Below are 14,930 nucleotides of genomic sequence, written 5' to 3' on the forward strand. Positions count from 1 at the left end.
TGAGTAAAAGAGAAAGACACCCCGCTCTCGTGCAGGTTTTATGCCAAGTCCGAAGGAAATACACGTAGCTTGGGGCCCACGCAGCTTGGGACCATTGTCCCGAGCCGAGGAATCCGCATTGGATGGGGGCGAGTCCCATCTGACAACTTAGGAACGAGCGGAAAACAAGTGGCCGAACGCTCCGCGGTCGGAATGGTCGACCTCGGAGCGTTCGGCCACAATATCAGACAGCAATTTTCCGCTCGTTCCTTAGCAACCAACCCGCTGTTTCACAGCATGAGCCGTTCACTCCGCGATCAATTCTTCAATGCGTTGCTGCAGTTTCGCGAACTGCTTCTCTTCGGGCCAGTTGTAAAAACCCTCGATTTTCCCGTCCGGATCGACCAAGACGAACCGTTCGGTATGGAACTGCTTGTTGACCGGTTGGCGGAAGATCTCCGATCCGATGCGGCGAATGTACGTCAGGTCACCGGTTAAAAAGAGCCACTGGTCAGGGTCCGCACCGAACCGGGCCGCGTAGTCTCGCATGACTTCGGGAGTGTCCGTTTCGGGATCGACGGAGATGGCCACGAATTTCACGCCGCGATCTTTGAACTTCTTCTGCAGTTCCTGAATCTTTTGGTTCTGTTGGACGCAGATGCTCGGACAGGTACTGAAGAAGAAACTGACGACGTAGGGTGCGCCCTTGAGGTCATCACTCGAAACCTTTTCGCCGCTGCGTTCGGTGAGTTCGAACCGGCTCAGCCATTCCTCATCTTCGGGCGGTTTCGAGGGGGTGTCGTTCTCAACCTCAGCGGCGGTCAACGACAAATTGTCTGCGACGGCGTTCTCGTTGGTGTAGACGACCTCGCCGGGCGGGGGACCGGCGTGGTGTGGCGTCCGCATCTCGCGAATGATGATGCCCAGGACAAAACCAGCGGCCAGGATCAGGGCGACGTTGAGGGTGGTTTTCATGACAGATTGGGGGGAATGTCGGAGGGATTGGGGGTGGGGGTGGAATCAGACCATTGTGTCCGCCCGGCGGCTGCCACGCATTAACATCCAGGCGATCACGACGGTGACTGCGGTTGCTACGAGCGTAACGGTCCAACAGGTCAGTGAACTGGGGGCAAATCCAGCGGAAGAGAGGTCGAGACTGGGATTAATCAGCCGGCGCAGCTCGAGCATCGAATAGCTCAGCGGGTTGGCCTGCATGACCCCAGCGAGTGCCCAGCCGCCCCAGCCGGCGCCGTCGGCCGGTCCGAAGATGCTCCACTGCGGGATCGGGAAGAACGTGCCCGCCAATAACCACATCGGCATCAGGCCGAGCATCATGATCGCGTGGAATCCCTGGGTGCTCTCCATCGGCCAAGCAACAATCATGCCAAGTGCACACATCGCGATCGCGATGATCGCCAGCAACACCATCAATAGCGGCAGCGACGAATTGACCGTGGGTAGCGACGACGCATGGGTCACCCCCGCCACGATGTACACCAGTGTGAGAAAAAGGAGCGCCTGCACCCACGCGATCGCCCCCCCGCCCAGCACTTTGCCGATCAATACCGGGAAACGCCCCACGGGTGACACGAGCACGGACTGCATGAATCCTTCACGGCGATCCTCGATGACGGAGATCGTGGCAAAGATCGCCGTAAAAAGCACGATCAACGCGACCGTGCCGGGCAAGAAAAACTGCATGAAATTTTCGCCACCCGCCGAGGCGAACGACCCGCTCAATCCCGTGCCAAAGAGCAGCCAGAACAAAAGTGGCTGCAGGACAGCGGCGGTGACGCGGTTGCGCTGTCGAAAAAATCGAGTCCACTCGCGCCGCGCCAGCATCCAGGCAGCGTTGAGGCGAGCGGGCAGTGTGAGTTCATTCATGATGGCAAAATCAGCCTCAGCGAGGCGGCTGTACGTAGCTTGGGAGCGCTGCACGTAGCTTGGGACATTGTCCCGAGCGAGCGAATCGGCCCCAGACTGGACCATTCCCCCATCGGAAGACCATGCGGATCACCCGCAGCAGCAATCGACTCTAATCAATCGGGGGCAATTTCGGTAGGGCCGCCTGGCGGGCTAGGAGGCGAGTTGGCTGTCATGCCAGCCAGGCATTTCGCTCCCCTGCCAGCTTGCCTAGCAGGAAGCAACGCTTTGCAATGTGATCGCCGCCAGCCAACCACGGAACGCACCGGAGTGTTGATGGCGGTCGAATGCCGGGATCGCTTTGGCAACGGCCAATCGCGTTTCCTGGACGACCTCCAACGCAATCGTCGGCAGGATCGCCCAGTCGCAGAACTAGGCTCGCTCGGGTTTCAGGATTGATGGTTAACAAAGTCACAGCCTCCAGTGGTGACAAGCTCAATCTTACCAGGGGCGAGAATCTTGCACCGGAAATCAGGAAACGGTGTAAAATAGGCTGATTCCAGGGCGGACAGAGTCGTTTCTCTCCCTCGAAATAATCCGTCAGCATAAAATGCTGGAATCCGTGGCGGACATTTCGACGCCTTGGACATTCAAGCTATTTGAGTCCGACAGTTCCGTTTCTTGACCAACAAGAGAGTTTTAGATGAGTAAAGAAAATCTTTCGCGTCGAAATTTCGCAGCCCTGACCACCGCTGCACTCGGTGGCGTCGCGGCCGCTGCGAGCACATCGCAAGCAGCTGACAAGAGCGAGCACAAACTGAGCGTCGACCCCGCTTTGATGCTGAAAGAGCCGCACGTTTGCAAGGGCCTGAGCACCTGCAAAGGACACGACCCGAAAGAGGCCAACTCGTGTGCCGGCCAAGGTGCATGTGCGACCGCTGCGAGTCACGCGTGCCACACCGCCAACGAGTGCGCCGGACAAGGCGGTTGCGGTGGCTACCCCGGCCAGAACACGTGCAAGGGCAAAGGAAAATGTGCCGTGCCGCTGAATAAGAACGCCTGGTCGCTGGCTCGCAAGCAGTTCACCGAACTGATGGCCGACATGGGCAAGAAGGTCGGTGACGCACCCAAGGGTTAAGACTGGGCAGTCATCGCATCGCGATTTGAATCCCCCGGCCTCTTCCGCAGCATCGGTGGGTCGACATGATCCGCCAGCAAGTATCCCCTCGAACACCGAACAGCGTTCGTTCGAGGGGGGTGGATTGCTCGGCGAATTCTTCCCCATCGATTCTGCTGAAGACCCCAATTGCGAAGCATCTGCTGCCCCGGACGGACGTCCGGGGCAATCGCATTTCAGCTGTCTGCGGTGACTTCACCGGCCCGCGGTGACTTCACCGGCCCGCGTTTGCGGTGCAGAAACAAACACGACGTGAAACCCGAAATCTTTTTGGTAGCCCAGACTCAACCATGGAATCGAACATGAATCCTCGTCTCGGCCACGATCACCTCGGTCTCGGGGTGGGGCTGCGATCGGTCCACTTCCCGCACATCCTGGAACACAATCCTGACGTGGATTGGTTTGAGGTGATCTCGGAGAACTACATCGACTCACAAGGCCGCGCCAGGTACGTCCTCGAGCAGATTGCCGAACGATACAAAGTCGTGATGCACGGTGTTTCACTCAGCATCGGCAGCACCGATCCGCTGGACATGGATTACCTGCGAAAACTGCGTGCCCTCGGTAACACCATCGGCGCCCAATGGATTTCCGATCACCTCTGTTGGACGGGAGTGCAGAGTCGCAATTCGCATGACTTGCTGCCGGTACCGTTTAATGAGGCGACGTTGGAGCATGTTGTCGAGCGAATTCGAATCGTCCAGGACGTACTCGAAAGGCCGCTCGTGCTAGAAAACCCCAGCAGCTACGTCACCTTCGCCGACTCGACCATGACGGAGTGGGAGTTCATCAGCCGGATGGCGGAGGAAGCCGACTGTGGGTTGCTACTGGATGTCAACAACGTTTATGTCTCCAGCCGCAATCATGATTTCGATCCACTGGAATACCTGCGGTCGGTGCCGCATGATCGCGTGGTGCAATTCCACTTGGCGGGCCATACCGATTGTGGAACCCACCTGATCGACACCCATGACGGGCACGTGGTCGACGCAGTGTGGGAACTCTACCGGTATGCTCATCAGTTGACCGGTGGCGTTTCAACCCTGTTGGAATGGGACGCGAATATCCCTGACTTCCCCGTCGTGCATGCGGAAGTCCTCAAGGCACGCGACTACATGCGTGCTGGCGAGAGGATGCAAAACACAGCCCACCGGACGCCTGCCGTCGATCGCTCCAGCGGTGAATCGCCCCGCCACGATCGTCCGCAAGTGGTCCCGCACCCGGCCTCGACGGTCGCCGTGGAAGTTGAGTGATATGAATCCTTCCTCCAAACCAGCGAACCTTCGTCAGCTTCAGACTTGGATGCTGTCGGTGATTTCCAACAGTGAGGGGGTTGCCGACGGCATCCTCTCGGAATCGGCGCAAGCCGAGATCGCCCTGCAGCCAAACCAGTTGGCGCAATTGATTACGCGGTCGAACCAGCAAACCAGCGAGGAGCGGTTGGGCATCTATGCGAACGCCTATTTCGCCCGCTTGCTGGAGTGTTTGCGGGAGGAGTTCCCGGCCCTTGCGGGATTGCTGGGCGAGGAAACCTTCGACAGCTTCACGCTCACTTATCTAGAAGACTATCCGCCCAACAGCTACACCCTGAACCAGCTTGGGGAGCGACTCCCGCAGTTCCTCCGCGAGTCGCGTCCGCCCCGCGAGTCGCGTCCGCCCCGCGAAACCGACGCTGGGCACTCCGACGCTGGGCAACCTGACTGGGCTGATCTCATGATTGACCTGGCAACGCTGGAGCGAACCTACAGCGAAGTATTTGATGCGGCCGGGACGGAAACAGGCGAGCGGCTCGACGCGGCGGCCTTGGCCAAGCTAGATCTCGATCAATTTGGTGACGTTCGGCTCATTCCCGCTGAAACATTGCGTCTCCTGCGACTTGATTTCCCTGTCCACGAGTACGTCACGGGAACGCGTCATAACGAAGCCCTGTCGGTACCCGACGCCCAGCCCACGCGGTTGGTCATATCGAGGTCCGACTATGTTGTGCGACGGCGTGTCGTCGATGAAACCGAATACATCATGCTCGAAGCGGTGATTGCGGGAGCAACGATCGGAGAAGCGATTGAGCAGGTGTCGCAAGTCGGCGACACCTCGATCGAAAGCCTCGTCAAGCAACTTCACGACTGGTTCGCCAACTGGATTTCGAGTGGACTGTTCCGCCGTTTTGAAGTGTCTGGATGATTCCCACCGGGCTCGCCCCGCACTGGGCGACCGCGAGACACTGAAACGCGTCGAATCAAAGAAATCTTAGCTGGGTTCGGATTCCGCAACGCTCCATTGGCTACCGCCGATCTGTCTCCACCTGTCCTGGCGCAGGCCCTCGACCAGGTCGCCACCGCGGGTGAGCCCGATCCGGTGGTACCACGGCCTATTGCCTAGTGACTACAATAATGGCATTGGCGAATGTCCTGACAATCAACACCCACTCCACCCCGGTCCTGCCCCCCATGCAAACTCTGATCGCCATTCGGCCAGTTCTCGCCTGCGGCGTGTTGCTGAGCCTCTGCCTCAGCGGCCCAATTTCTGCCGCCGATCCCGCCCGTCCCGAAACAGCCAAAGCCGCGGCATCCGACCCACAGGTTTTCCCGATCGAAGAGGGCCAGCGGATTGCGGCGGTGGGCAACTGCCTGGCCGAGCGGATGAATTTGTTCGGCAATTTCGAGACTCGTTTGCAGCTCCGGCAGGCCGATCAAGACATTCGCTTTCGCAACTTCGGCTGGCCCGCCGATGAGGTCGGGGTTCGACAGCGTCCCAATAGCTATACCGCCATCGACGACCCACTGAAGGTTTTCTCGCCCAATCTGTTCATGTGTTTTTACGGATTCAACGAGTCCTTCGCCGGCGACGACCCCAAGTCCGTTGATGCCTTCATCGCAAACTATCGCAAGTGGATCGCCGAGCTGAAAAAGTCGTATTCCGGCGATGGAGACTCAACGAAATTTGTGCTGGTCAGCCCCACGGCATTCGAATCCGAATGGACAGCCGACCCGCTGCACAACCGCCTGCACCCGGATGCGGACAAACGCAATGCAAGCCTGGCGATCTACCGAGATGCGATCAAAAAGTTGGCGGCCGAGGACGGGCACCGGTTCGTCGATCTGCTCGATGGGACGCTGGCCGAGTTCAACAAAGAGGCTGGGCTGCAGTTCACAATCAACGGCGCCCACCTCAACGAGGCGGGCGACGAATTGATGGGCAAGCTGCTCGACAAATCCCTGTTTGGCACCGACGCGCTCTCCCGCGAAGACGCTGATCGTTACGAGCGAGTACGGACCTGGGTCAACGACAAGTCATGGCTGCATCTGCAAGACTACCGCATGCTCAATGGATGGTATGTGTATGGGGGTCGCCGCACCTGGGACACAGAGACATTCCCCACCGAGTACCGGAAAATCCGAGCCATGGTGGACGTCCGGGACCAATACATTTGGGACCTCGCCGCAGGGCGTGAGGTTGCCGACGAACCGGATGACTCCGACACCGGCAGCGTCGTGGTGCCCGAGACCATGTTCGGGTCGCGTGATGAGAATTTCCGTAAATGGCGTGAACCTGAGGAGCTTGTCTATCCCACACCGGAAGAGTCGATCGACATGATGAAAGTCCCCGAGGACTTTCGCGTCGAACTGTTTGCTTCCGAAATCGATTTCCCCGAACTGGCGAACCCCAACCAAATCGCCTTTGATGCCAAGGGTCGATTGTGGGTTTCGTGCATGCCCAACTATCCGCAGTGGCAACCGGGAGCCAAGCGTCCGAGCGACCGGCTGTTGATTCTGGAAGACACCGATGGTGATGGTCGCGCCGATAAAACGACCACGTTCTATGACAAGCTCATCTGCCCGACCGGATTTGAATTCGTGAACGGGGGCGTGCTCGTAGTCGACGAACCTCGCATCCTGTTTCTCAAAGACACGGACGGTGATGACCACGCCGACGAAGTCATCCAGCTCATCGACGGGATCGCTACGGGCGACACGCACCATGCGATGGGTGCGTGGGAACTGTCACCCGGTGGACTGCTATACATGCTCGAAGGAATTGCCGTTTCGACAACCGTCGAAACACCTTGGGGCCCCTTCCGTAATCGAGATCGCGGTGGCGTTTACGTCTTCGACCCGATCTCGATGAAGTTCCGGCACTTCGTCACTCCCGGCTACGGCAATCCGTGGTGCATGGTGTTTGACGAGTGGGGCCAGGGCATCGTCGGTGACGGTACGAACGCGAAACAGCACTGGGCCACGCCCCTGTCCGGCAAGGAAGTCATCACTCGAAAAACACTGGAACCGGTCTTCGATAACGAAGGGATGCGACCGGCCGTTGGCAACGAGTTTCTCTTCTCGCGGCACCTGCCCGACTCCGTGCAGGGAGAATTCATCTACGCCTGCGTGATCAACATGCACGGCATGCCGCGTTTCACGCTGCACGACCAAGAGGGCACGGCGGGTTTTGATGGCCAACGAATCGACGATCTACTCTCGTCAACCGATATGATTTTCCGTCCTGTCGACCCCAAGATCGGTCCCGATGGAGCGATCTGGTTCGGTGACTGGTGCAACGCGTTGATCGGACACATGCAGTATTCGCAGCGTGATCCCAATCGTGATCACTCGCATGGACGGGTGTACCGAATGGTGTACGAGAAGAAGCCTCTGTTAGAAATTGCTGATGTTGATGAAGCCTCAGCAGCGGAATTACTCAAACAGCTCGAAGTCCCCGAACTTCGCACCCGCTACCGAGTGCGGCGTGAACTGCGAGAGCGTCCAAAGGCGGAAAAAGTCGCGGCGTTGAAGGCATGGCTCACCGACGACAGTGACGCCCAACAACTGTGCGAAGCGTTGTGGGTACAAGAGAGCTACCGCGATCTCGATCCCGAATTGGTCAAGCGAATCATGCAGAACGAGGACTTCCATGCCCGCGCCGCGGCCGTGCATTCGGTCTCCAACGAGATGGATCGGTTCCCCGGTGCATTCGAGTTAATCTCAAATGCGGTCAACGACCCGCATCCCCGTGTGCGTCTCGAAGCCGTGCGGGCACTGAGCTTCTTCCCCACCGAAGAAGCCCTGGTGGCCGCTCTGTCGGTCACGCAACATCCGATGGACTACTGGATCGAGTACACGCTCGAACACACCTTGCACGCCTTCGAACCGATCTGGTCAGGGCACGACAAGGACGCCGATTTCATTGCGTCGGCCGCCGGCGAATCCAGGCGATATTTCCAGCTTTACCGCGCCAAGAGTGGCCCCGGTGGGGCTGCTGTTGAGCCATTGCAAATCGCCGAGGACGTCGACGCCAAGAAGAAAACTCGAGACGCTGCGATCCGGAAACTGGCAGGTCTTCGCGGCGGCAACGCCAGTCGCGGTGAGGGCGTGTTCAAGCAGGTCTGCTCGGCATGCCACAAAATCGGTGATCTCGGGAAAGAGTTTGGTCCCGACCTCGCGGACGTCGGTAGCCGCTATGACGGTGAAAAGATCATCCGATCGATCCTGATGCCCAACGATGAAATCGCCAAGGGTTTTGAAACCGTGATGCTGCTCGATTACGACGGCATGACCCACACCGGTTTCATTCTGAAAGAGGACGACAAGTCGATCTCGTTGGGCATTGCCGATGGAAAAGAGGAGACCGTACAGAAAGAAGAAATCGAAATCCGCAAAGACATGAAAGCCAGTTCGATGCCCGAGGGCTTGGCCAAAACGATTGCACCGATTGAGTTCCTCGACTTGGTGGCCTATCTGCAAGCCCAGAAAGACGCCAAAACCGTCACACGAAAGGGCAGTGGCAAGCATTCACGGTGGGTGCGAACGGAGTATCGCAATCCACCACCGCTGCGCAAGCACGCCGGTGCGACCGAGATCTCGCAAGACGCGTGGTTGTCCCTCGGGCCCAACTTCTCAAACTCGGGTTGGAACAATCAATCCAATTTGTTTCTCGCGCCACTGCAACGCAGCGACATGGATTTCGCGTTCCATTCCGATCACGATACCGATTCGCCCTACGTGACGATTCGCTTGGCCAAGGACCAAGAGATCAGCCACCTGTTTCTACGCAATCGTATCCAAAGCACCTTTCACAATCGGGCCGACGGATTGACCGTGTGGATCAGCGACGATGACGAGGAGTACACGAAGGTGTGGACATCGAAAAAGCCGCAGGGCGAATGGATGATCGATTTCCCCGCCGGCACGCACGCCCGCTATCTCCGCATCGGCCTAGCCGGCGCGGGCACGTTCCACTTGGATCAAGCGGTCGTTTTCGGTTCGCCGTAGACGCCGGGCTTGACCGCGTTGTCATCCACATCCCCCCATCGTTTTTCAATCCTCAACAGGCTGTTGATTTCGCCGAAGTTCGACCGGCAATCGTCCTCCGAATGCCGCAGGGCATCGGGTCACGCGAGCCACCGGGCCGCTCACGCGAGCCACCGCGTCGCTCACGCGACTCACCGGGCCGCTCATGCGACTCGGCTCATGAAATCAACACGCCAGGAAGGGATCGCGGCGACCATCCGCCGGTGCGGGCTTCGCTCCACAGCCGGCGAATCATCGGTAACGTCTTGGGCGATTGAAGAAAACGGGGGTAACCGGCCGAAACGACGCCTCTATTCCAGCTGGTGTGTCGCGTCCCAGTAGTCACGTGTTTCAGCGGAACTGGTCGCCGGTCCCGCTTGGCAGGTGAGCGTCATCCGGTCGATAATGCGATCGGGAGTGCGTCCGAGAAACCGCTTCACGCGATCTTTCACACCCAGCCGCGGCGTTTGATGGAGCATTCCAGGATGGTTCAGCAACTGCTCTTCAACCACCTGCAGCCCCAGAGTGGAGAGCGTGTCACGCAGCCCCTTGGGATTAAAAAACGTCACCGACGTCGCTTCATACGGACTGTCGCCCTCGGTCGGACAGAACAGCAGGGGGACGTCGGGATCATTGAGCATCACGCCCGTTTCGATGATGATCTGGCCCTGATCGGTGAGCAGATCCCGCAGCAGCTTCAACGCCCAGAAGGGATAACGAAGATGATAAAGCACTCCGGCAAAAATGATGACATCAAATTTCCCGTACGTCTCGGCAGCCAAATCAAATAGATTCCGTTCGTGCATCTGCACTGTTGAATTCAATTCAGGAATCAACAATTCGACAGCCGCTTTGGACAAGCAGTTGTCGATGGCGACGACTTCGGCAGCCCCTTTCTGTTCGGCCTTGAACGAATACAAGCCATCTCGACAGCCGATGTCGAGAACGCGTTTGCCGCGTAGGTCCGCCCGATCCAACGCCGTCAAAACCCCCTGCTGAGTCGGCACATACTCGGCGATCCCCGGAGTCACGACGTTTTCGCTCAGTGAGATAAAGTGATAGAAATGATATTGAGCAATTTTTTCTTGCAGCTCAACTTCGTGCGGCGTCATGATGTCGGAGCCTTGAAATCTGGTTCGAGAGTCGGATAGGCATAGTCAAAATAGTTTTTGCGACGCACCCATCGCAACAGCGTGGGTGAAGATCGGACACAGGCTTGATGAAACTCAAAACCACCACGATAGGCTTGAGAAAATCGAGCTTGCAACTCATCCAGTTCCTGTGGCGGCAACAGGATTCGCTTCCAGCGTCGCGCCCAGCGGCGGACAATAGAAATCATCGGTGGCCTGTCGAGACCAGGGTCCACACCGTCGCGAATTTGAGTGTAGGAATCGCAGACGCCCTGATAAAACGCACGCTGGGCAAAGTAGCCGAGCGTCATGCGTTCGGAACCGATGTGATGGAAGACCAATGCCGCCGGATTGTAAACCGCTCGCAACCCAGCCGCAGCAATTTTGCGGCTCAGGCCGGTCTCGCCGTCACCTTGGAAGTGCTGCAATGATTTGGGAACGCAGTCGGGATGAAACCCACCGTGCTGGCGTAGTGCCTGACGGCGAATGGCGTAATTAAGCCCCCATACTAAATCAGTATCAATCGCGACCGTCTTCGACGCGTTCAGCTCGAGCAGGCTCAACTGCGCCATCTGGCGACCGCCGCAGGGCGTCGGTCGCCAGAGCTGCGTCAACCAATCAGGAGGCTCGCACTCAAAGGCCGGGCGACTCGGACCGGTTGCCAGCACAACCGCTCCGTCATCGAACACGCTCGACAGTTCCTCCAACCAGGCGGGAGCCGCCGTGATATCGTCGTCGATAAACACCAGCAGATCGCCATGGGACTCGTCCATGCCACGATGGCGTCCTGACAGCAAACCGGGGACATCGTCATAAACAATCTTCAGATGCAAACAGTCGTATTGCTTGGCGAGGCGATCATAACTCTCGCAATCAACGCGACGCTCTTGCTCGGACAATCCGTTTTGAACGACGATCACTTCCTCAGGGCGGTCGTCGAGTGACGCCAGCGACTGCAATGTCGGATCGACACATGCCAGCGTTTTGACGGTCGGGATGATCACGGAGCGTTTCATGGGATGCCGATTCTGGAGTAGCCGAGGGCACTCGCATGCAGGAGAGTTGATTTGTCGAGCGACATTCCGCATCTCGGAGAGACGCTGCTACTTACCGATCGTTGACCAGAAGAGGTTTGGCAGGCGGCCGACATTGGTGGAGATCGGCAGGATCGATTCCTCCACCACGCGTTGGACTCCCGGTGCCCAGCCCACATCGTGCATGACCACCGTTGCACTGTCACGAAGGTGGGGCGACCAGCTGTCCCAATCCAATTTCACGCCGTCATATTCATGGTCACCATCGATGAATAGCAAATCGATTTTCTGGTCAAAGCCCTGAGCTGCTTCGTTGCTCATCTGACGCAGGGAACGAATATTCGACTGGTAGGACTGCGTATTGCGAGAGAATTCAGCGAACGTGTCCCGGTGCCCTTCGGGCATCGCATCATTTTGCCAGGTATCGACACAGTACAACCGGCAGGCCCGCGCAGCGGTTTGGGCAGCCCGAGCCATGAACGAACTGGACGCGCCGAGATAGGATCCAATTTCGACAATGACCTGCGGTTTGGTCTCCCGAACGAGTCGATAGAGAGCGATCTTCTCTGGACCGGTCATGTCGGTCGCGATCTTATCGGCCCCGCGCAATCCATGACTCCAAATAAAGGAGTCATATTTCAAGGCGTGCCAGACGCCGATCAAGCTATTCTTCAGCAAACTCGGTCTCCTTCTGAAAATGAAAGTCCTGACGACTTTTGCAACGGTAGGGAGTATACTTCGCTTCGCACTCGCTCACAGCCGCACGATTTCTCCGCCATCTCTATGTCCATCGCCATTCGTCTGGAAAGCCTTGGAAAACTCTACCGACTGGGTAGTATTGGCACGGGAACGCTATCGAGCGATTTGAATCGCACGTGGGCAAAGCTGCGTGGCCGCCCCGATCCATTGTCGAAGATCGACGATTCACCTGAGCAATCCGAGCAAAATCGCAAGGCGGTGTGGGCGCTGCGAGACTTCTCGCTCGACGTCACTCAGGGCACGATTCTGGGGATCGTCGGTCGCAATGGTGCTGGAAAATCCACCCTGCTGAAGATGCTCTCGCGGATCACCGCTCCCACGACAGGCAAGATTTGCGTGCAGGGCCGCATCGCCAGCCTGCTGGAGGTCGGCACCGGATTTCATCCTGAGTTGACGGGACTCGAGAATATCTATCTCAATGGTGCGATCCTCGGCATGTCTCGGCACGAGATCACTTCGAGACTCGACGAAATCATCGAGTTTTCGGGATGTGAGAAGTTCATCCAAACTCCGGTGAAGCGATATAGCAGTGGCATGACCGTGCGACTGGGGTTTGCCGTGGCGGCGTACCTCGAATGTGAGATTCTCGTCGTCGATGAAGTCCTCGCGGTGGGAGACATGGAGTTTCAACGCAAGTGCATTGGTCGAATGCGTGACGTGGCACAGTCTGGGCGAACGGTATTGTTTGTCAGTCACAACATGGGATCGATCGAAACACTGTGCAGCGACGCGATTCGAATCGATCATGGCCGACTGACCGATCAAGGCTCACCCACCGAGGTCGTGCATCGATATCTGGACTCCGAAGCCGACGAGACCCAGCAAAAACTCTCAACGAACACGTCGCGAAACATCAAGTCGGTGCGACTGCTCAATGCGGACGGCGAGTGCCGCGACCGGTTCCTCGTTGATGACACCATTATCTTTGAGGCCGATTTGGCATCCGATCTGCCGCTCGACGACCCGCGTTTTGGCTTTGTGATTTCCAAACGTGGTGTCGGGCGAATCGCGACGCTGCACACCGATATCCAGTACAACTCGCGGTGGTCCATCTCGGGATCCACTCGCGTTCGGGCGACATGGCATGAGATCCCCCTTAATGTTGGGCAGTACACGGTCGACGCATCACTATGGCGGCACGATCATGAACTCGAGACGCTCTTGGGTTGCGGCCAGTTCGAAATTGAGATGCGTGACGTATACGGTACGGGATCACTGCCTGACGCCCAGTACCAAGGTCACTTGGTTCCCGACGCTTCATGGAAAATCGAAAACAGGGAAGCATCTTGATGACAACACCTGACTCTGCCGAACAGCTCGATTTCAGTTCCGTTGACTGGTCTCCTCATTCCTTTGAAGATCCGGGTGGACGCTTGTTCTGGAAAGACGGACGTGTCTTTCGCGCACTGCGTGGCGACTCGGCAAAAGCGTTCTGCCTGTTAGAGGATGCAGGACTGCTGGAGGAAATGCCGCAGTGGAGCATCGTCAAAACGTGGCGTTCGGACTTGCAGATCGAAGGCTACGATTTAGTTGTCGAACACGAAGCACTACCGCCGAGTCCCCTGGTCAGTGAGTGGTCGCCCCAAATGCTGCGGGACGCGGCGTTGCTGTTCTGCGAAATCAGCGAGCGGTTAGCCACCCACGGACTACAGCTTCAAGACAGCCATGGCTGGAACATGATGTTCGACGGCGCGAAGCTTCGTTACATCGATTTTTCGTCGATCATTCCATTGTCCGCTGGCGAAAAATGGAAACCGCTCAACGAATTCCTCAATTGCTTCTTGCATCCGCTGCAATTGATTCACGCACAGGCTGCGGACTACGCCTTCTTTTTGCTCGGCCGGGATAACTGGGTTCCCTTGGAAGCAACCATTCCACGGCTGAACTCGCTGCAATTCGAGTGGATGCGGAAACGCAAGCAACGTGAGTATGCCAAGCTATTCGCGATCAACGAAAAGGGTGGCCCCGACGCAGCGATTCAGCTCGCGGCCATTCTGCGTCGTAAAATCGAGAAGTGCCCAATCCCACGACCACAAACACGATGGTCCAACTACGCGGGCTCGTTTCCGAAATCGGGTGCCGCCCCCCAACCGGACTGGAATGACAAGCAACAGAGCGTCGCGAAAATCCTGAAATCCCTGCCCAGCGGCACGCTGCTGGACATCGGCTGCAACACGGGCTGGTACAGCGTCATGGCGGCGCAGCTGGGCCTGAACGTCGTCAGCATGGATACCGACCGAACCTGCATCGACGATCTCTACCGCCATGCCAAGGAGCAGGGCCTTGCGATCACGCCCGTTGTCGGTTCATTCTTCAGCCCCACGATTGCCCACGGCCCGCGATTTTACGACTCGTTGGAAAAACGTTTCCAAGCCGATCATACGCTGATGCTGGCCCTGGCCCATCACCTGTTCTTCAAGCAGGGCTATGAGGTTTCGTCCATTGTGGAAATCGCAGCGGCAGTGACGCGCAGGACGCTCGTGCTCGAGTACGTCCCGAGCGACGACTACTGGATCGAGCAGTGGAACGTCCCCCACCGCCAAGCAGACTACGCACTGGATGTGTGGATCGGCGAATTGAATCGTTTTTTCACCAATATCGAGAGCTTTCCAAGCGAGCGTTCGCATGCATCGTCCGAAGTGCAGCGAACCATTTTGGTCGCAACGCGGTAGCACGTAGGGGCCTCAAGGTGAGTCCCTGGACCGAA

Annotated in this window: 11 protein-coding genes; 6 read left to right on the plus strand and 5 right to left on the minus strand. The window is 57.6% G+C overall.

Translation table 11 applies throughout. From position 1 onward, the window contains the following. Positions 1–285: 285 nt before the first annotated feature. Both SH410x_RS27605 and SH410x_RS27610 read right to left on the minus strand, forming a co-directional pair. Positions 286–954 (minus strand): SCO family protein, encoded by a 669-nt coding sequence (locus SH410x_RS27605; RefSeq protein ID WP_473672712.1) that lies wholly within the window; start codon positions 952–954, stop codon positions 286–288. A gap of 45 nt (positions 955–999) precedes the next feature. Beyond that, positions 1,000–1,863, minus strand: a complete 864-nt coding sequence (locus tag SH410x_RS27610; RefSeq protein WP_473672714.1) for an ABC transporter permease — start codon at positions 1,861–1,863, stop codon at positions 1,000–1,002. A gap of 682 nt (positions 1,864–2,545) precedes the next feature. Here SH410x_RS27610 and SH410x_RS27615 point away from each other — a divergent pair. From SH410x_RS27615 to SH410x_RS27630, 4 genes are all read left to right on the plus strand, one after another. Further along, the gene (locus SH410x_RS27615) at positions 2,546–2,980 is read left to right on the plus strand and encodes a hypothetical protein (RefSeq protein ID WP_473672716.1); all 435 of its coding nucleotides are present in this window, start codon (positions 2,546–2,548) and stop codon (positions 2,978–2,980) included. 341 nt (positions 2,981–3,321) lie between these two features. Continuing rightward, a complete protein-coding gene (gene bufB / locus SH410x_RS27620) occupies positions 3,322–4,272 on the plus strand; it encodes an MNIO family bufferin maturase (protein ID WP_473672718.1) in 951 nt (316 codons plus the stop codon). Between the two features lies 1 nt (position 4,273). Continuing rightward, positions 4,274–5,200 carry an HvfC/BufC family peptide modification chaperone gene (locus tag SH410x_RS27625; protein WP_473672720.1) on the plus strand — a complete coding sequence of 309 codons (927 nt, stop codon included), beginning with the start codon at positions 4,274–4,276 and terminating at the stop codon, positions 5,198–5,200. 266 nt (positions 5,201–5,466) lie between these two features. Then, the gene (locus SH410x_RS27630; RefSeq protein WP_473672722.1) at positions 5,467–9,282 is read left to right on the plus strand and encodes a PVC-type heme-binding CxxCH protein; all 3,816 of its coding nucleotides are present in this window, start codon (positions 5,467–5,469) and stop codon (positions 9,280–9,282) included. Between the two features lie 329 nt (positions 9,283–9,611). Here SH410x_RS27630 and SH410x_RS27635 read toward each other — a convergent pair whose 3' ends face one another. The 3 genes from SH410x_RS27635 to SH410x_RS27645 all read right to left on the minus strand — a co-directional run bounded on the left by SH410x_RS27635 (position 9,612) and on the right by SH410x_RS27645 (position 12,142). Then, a complete protein-coding gene (locus SH410x_RS27635; protein WP_473672723.1) occupies positions 9,612–10,412 on the minus strand; it encodes a class I SAM-dependent methyltransferase in 801 nt (266 codons plus the stop codon). Next, positions 10,409–11,446 (minus strand): glycosyltransferase family 2 protein, encoded by a 1,038-nt coding sequence (locus SH410x_RS27640; protein WP_473672725.1) that lies wholly within the window; start codon positions 11,444–11,446, stop codon positions 10,409–10,411. The genes SH410x_RS27635 and SH410x_RS27640 overlap by 4 nt, the downstream gene beginning before the upstream one ends. Before the next feature lie 87 nt (positions 11,447–11,533). Then, the gene (locus SH410x_RS27645; protein WP_473672727.1) at positions 11,534–12,142 is read right to left on the minus strand and encodes a class I SAM-dependent methyltransferase; all 609 of its coding nucleotides are present in this window, start codon (positions 12,140–12,142) and stop codon (positions 11,534–11,536) included. A 105-nt stretch (positions 12,143–12,247) separates the two neighbouring features. Here SH410x_RS27645 and SH410x_RS27650 point away from each other — a divergent pair, with 105 nt between their 5' ends. Beyond that, positions 12,248–13,513 (plus strand): ABC transporter ATP-binding protein, encoded by a 1,266-nt coding sequence (locus SH410x_RS27650; RefSeq protein ID WP_473672729.1) that lies wholly within the window; start codon positions 12,248–12,250, stop codon positions 13,511–13,513. Beyond that, positions 13,513–14,895: a class I SAM-dependent methyltransferase gene (locus tag SH410x_RS27655; protein ID WP_473672730.1), complete on the plus strand. Its 1,383-nt coding sequence runs from the start codon at positions 13,513–13,515 to the stop codon at positions 14,893–14,895. The genes SH410x_RS27650 and SH410x_RS27655 overlap by 1 nt, the downstream gene beginning before the upstream one ends. Positions 14,896–14,930: the final 35 nt, after the last annotated feature.

It is taken from the genome of Rhodopirellula sp. SH410 (assembly GCF_055811895.1).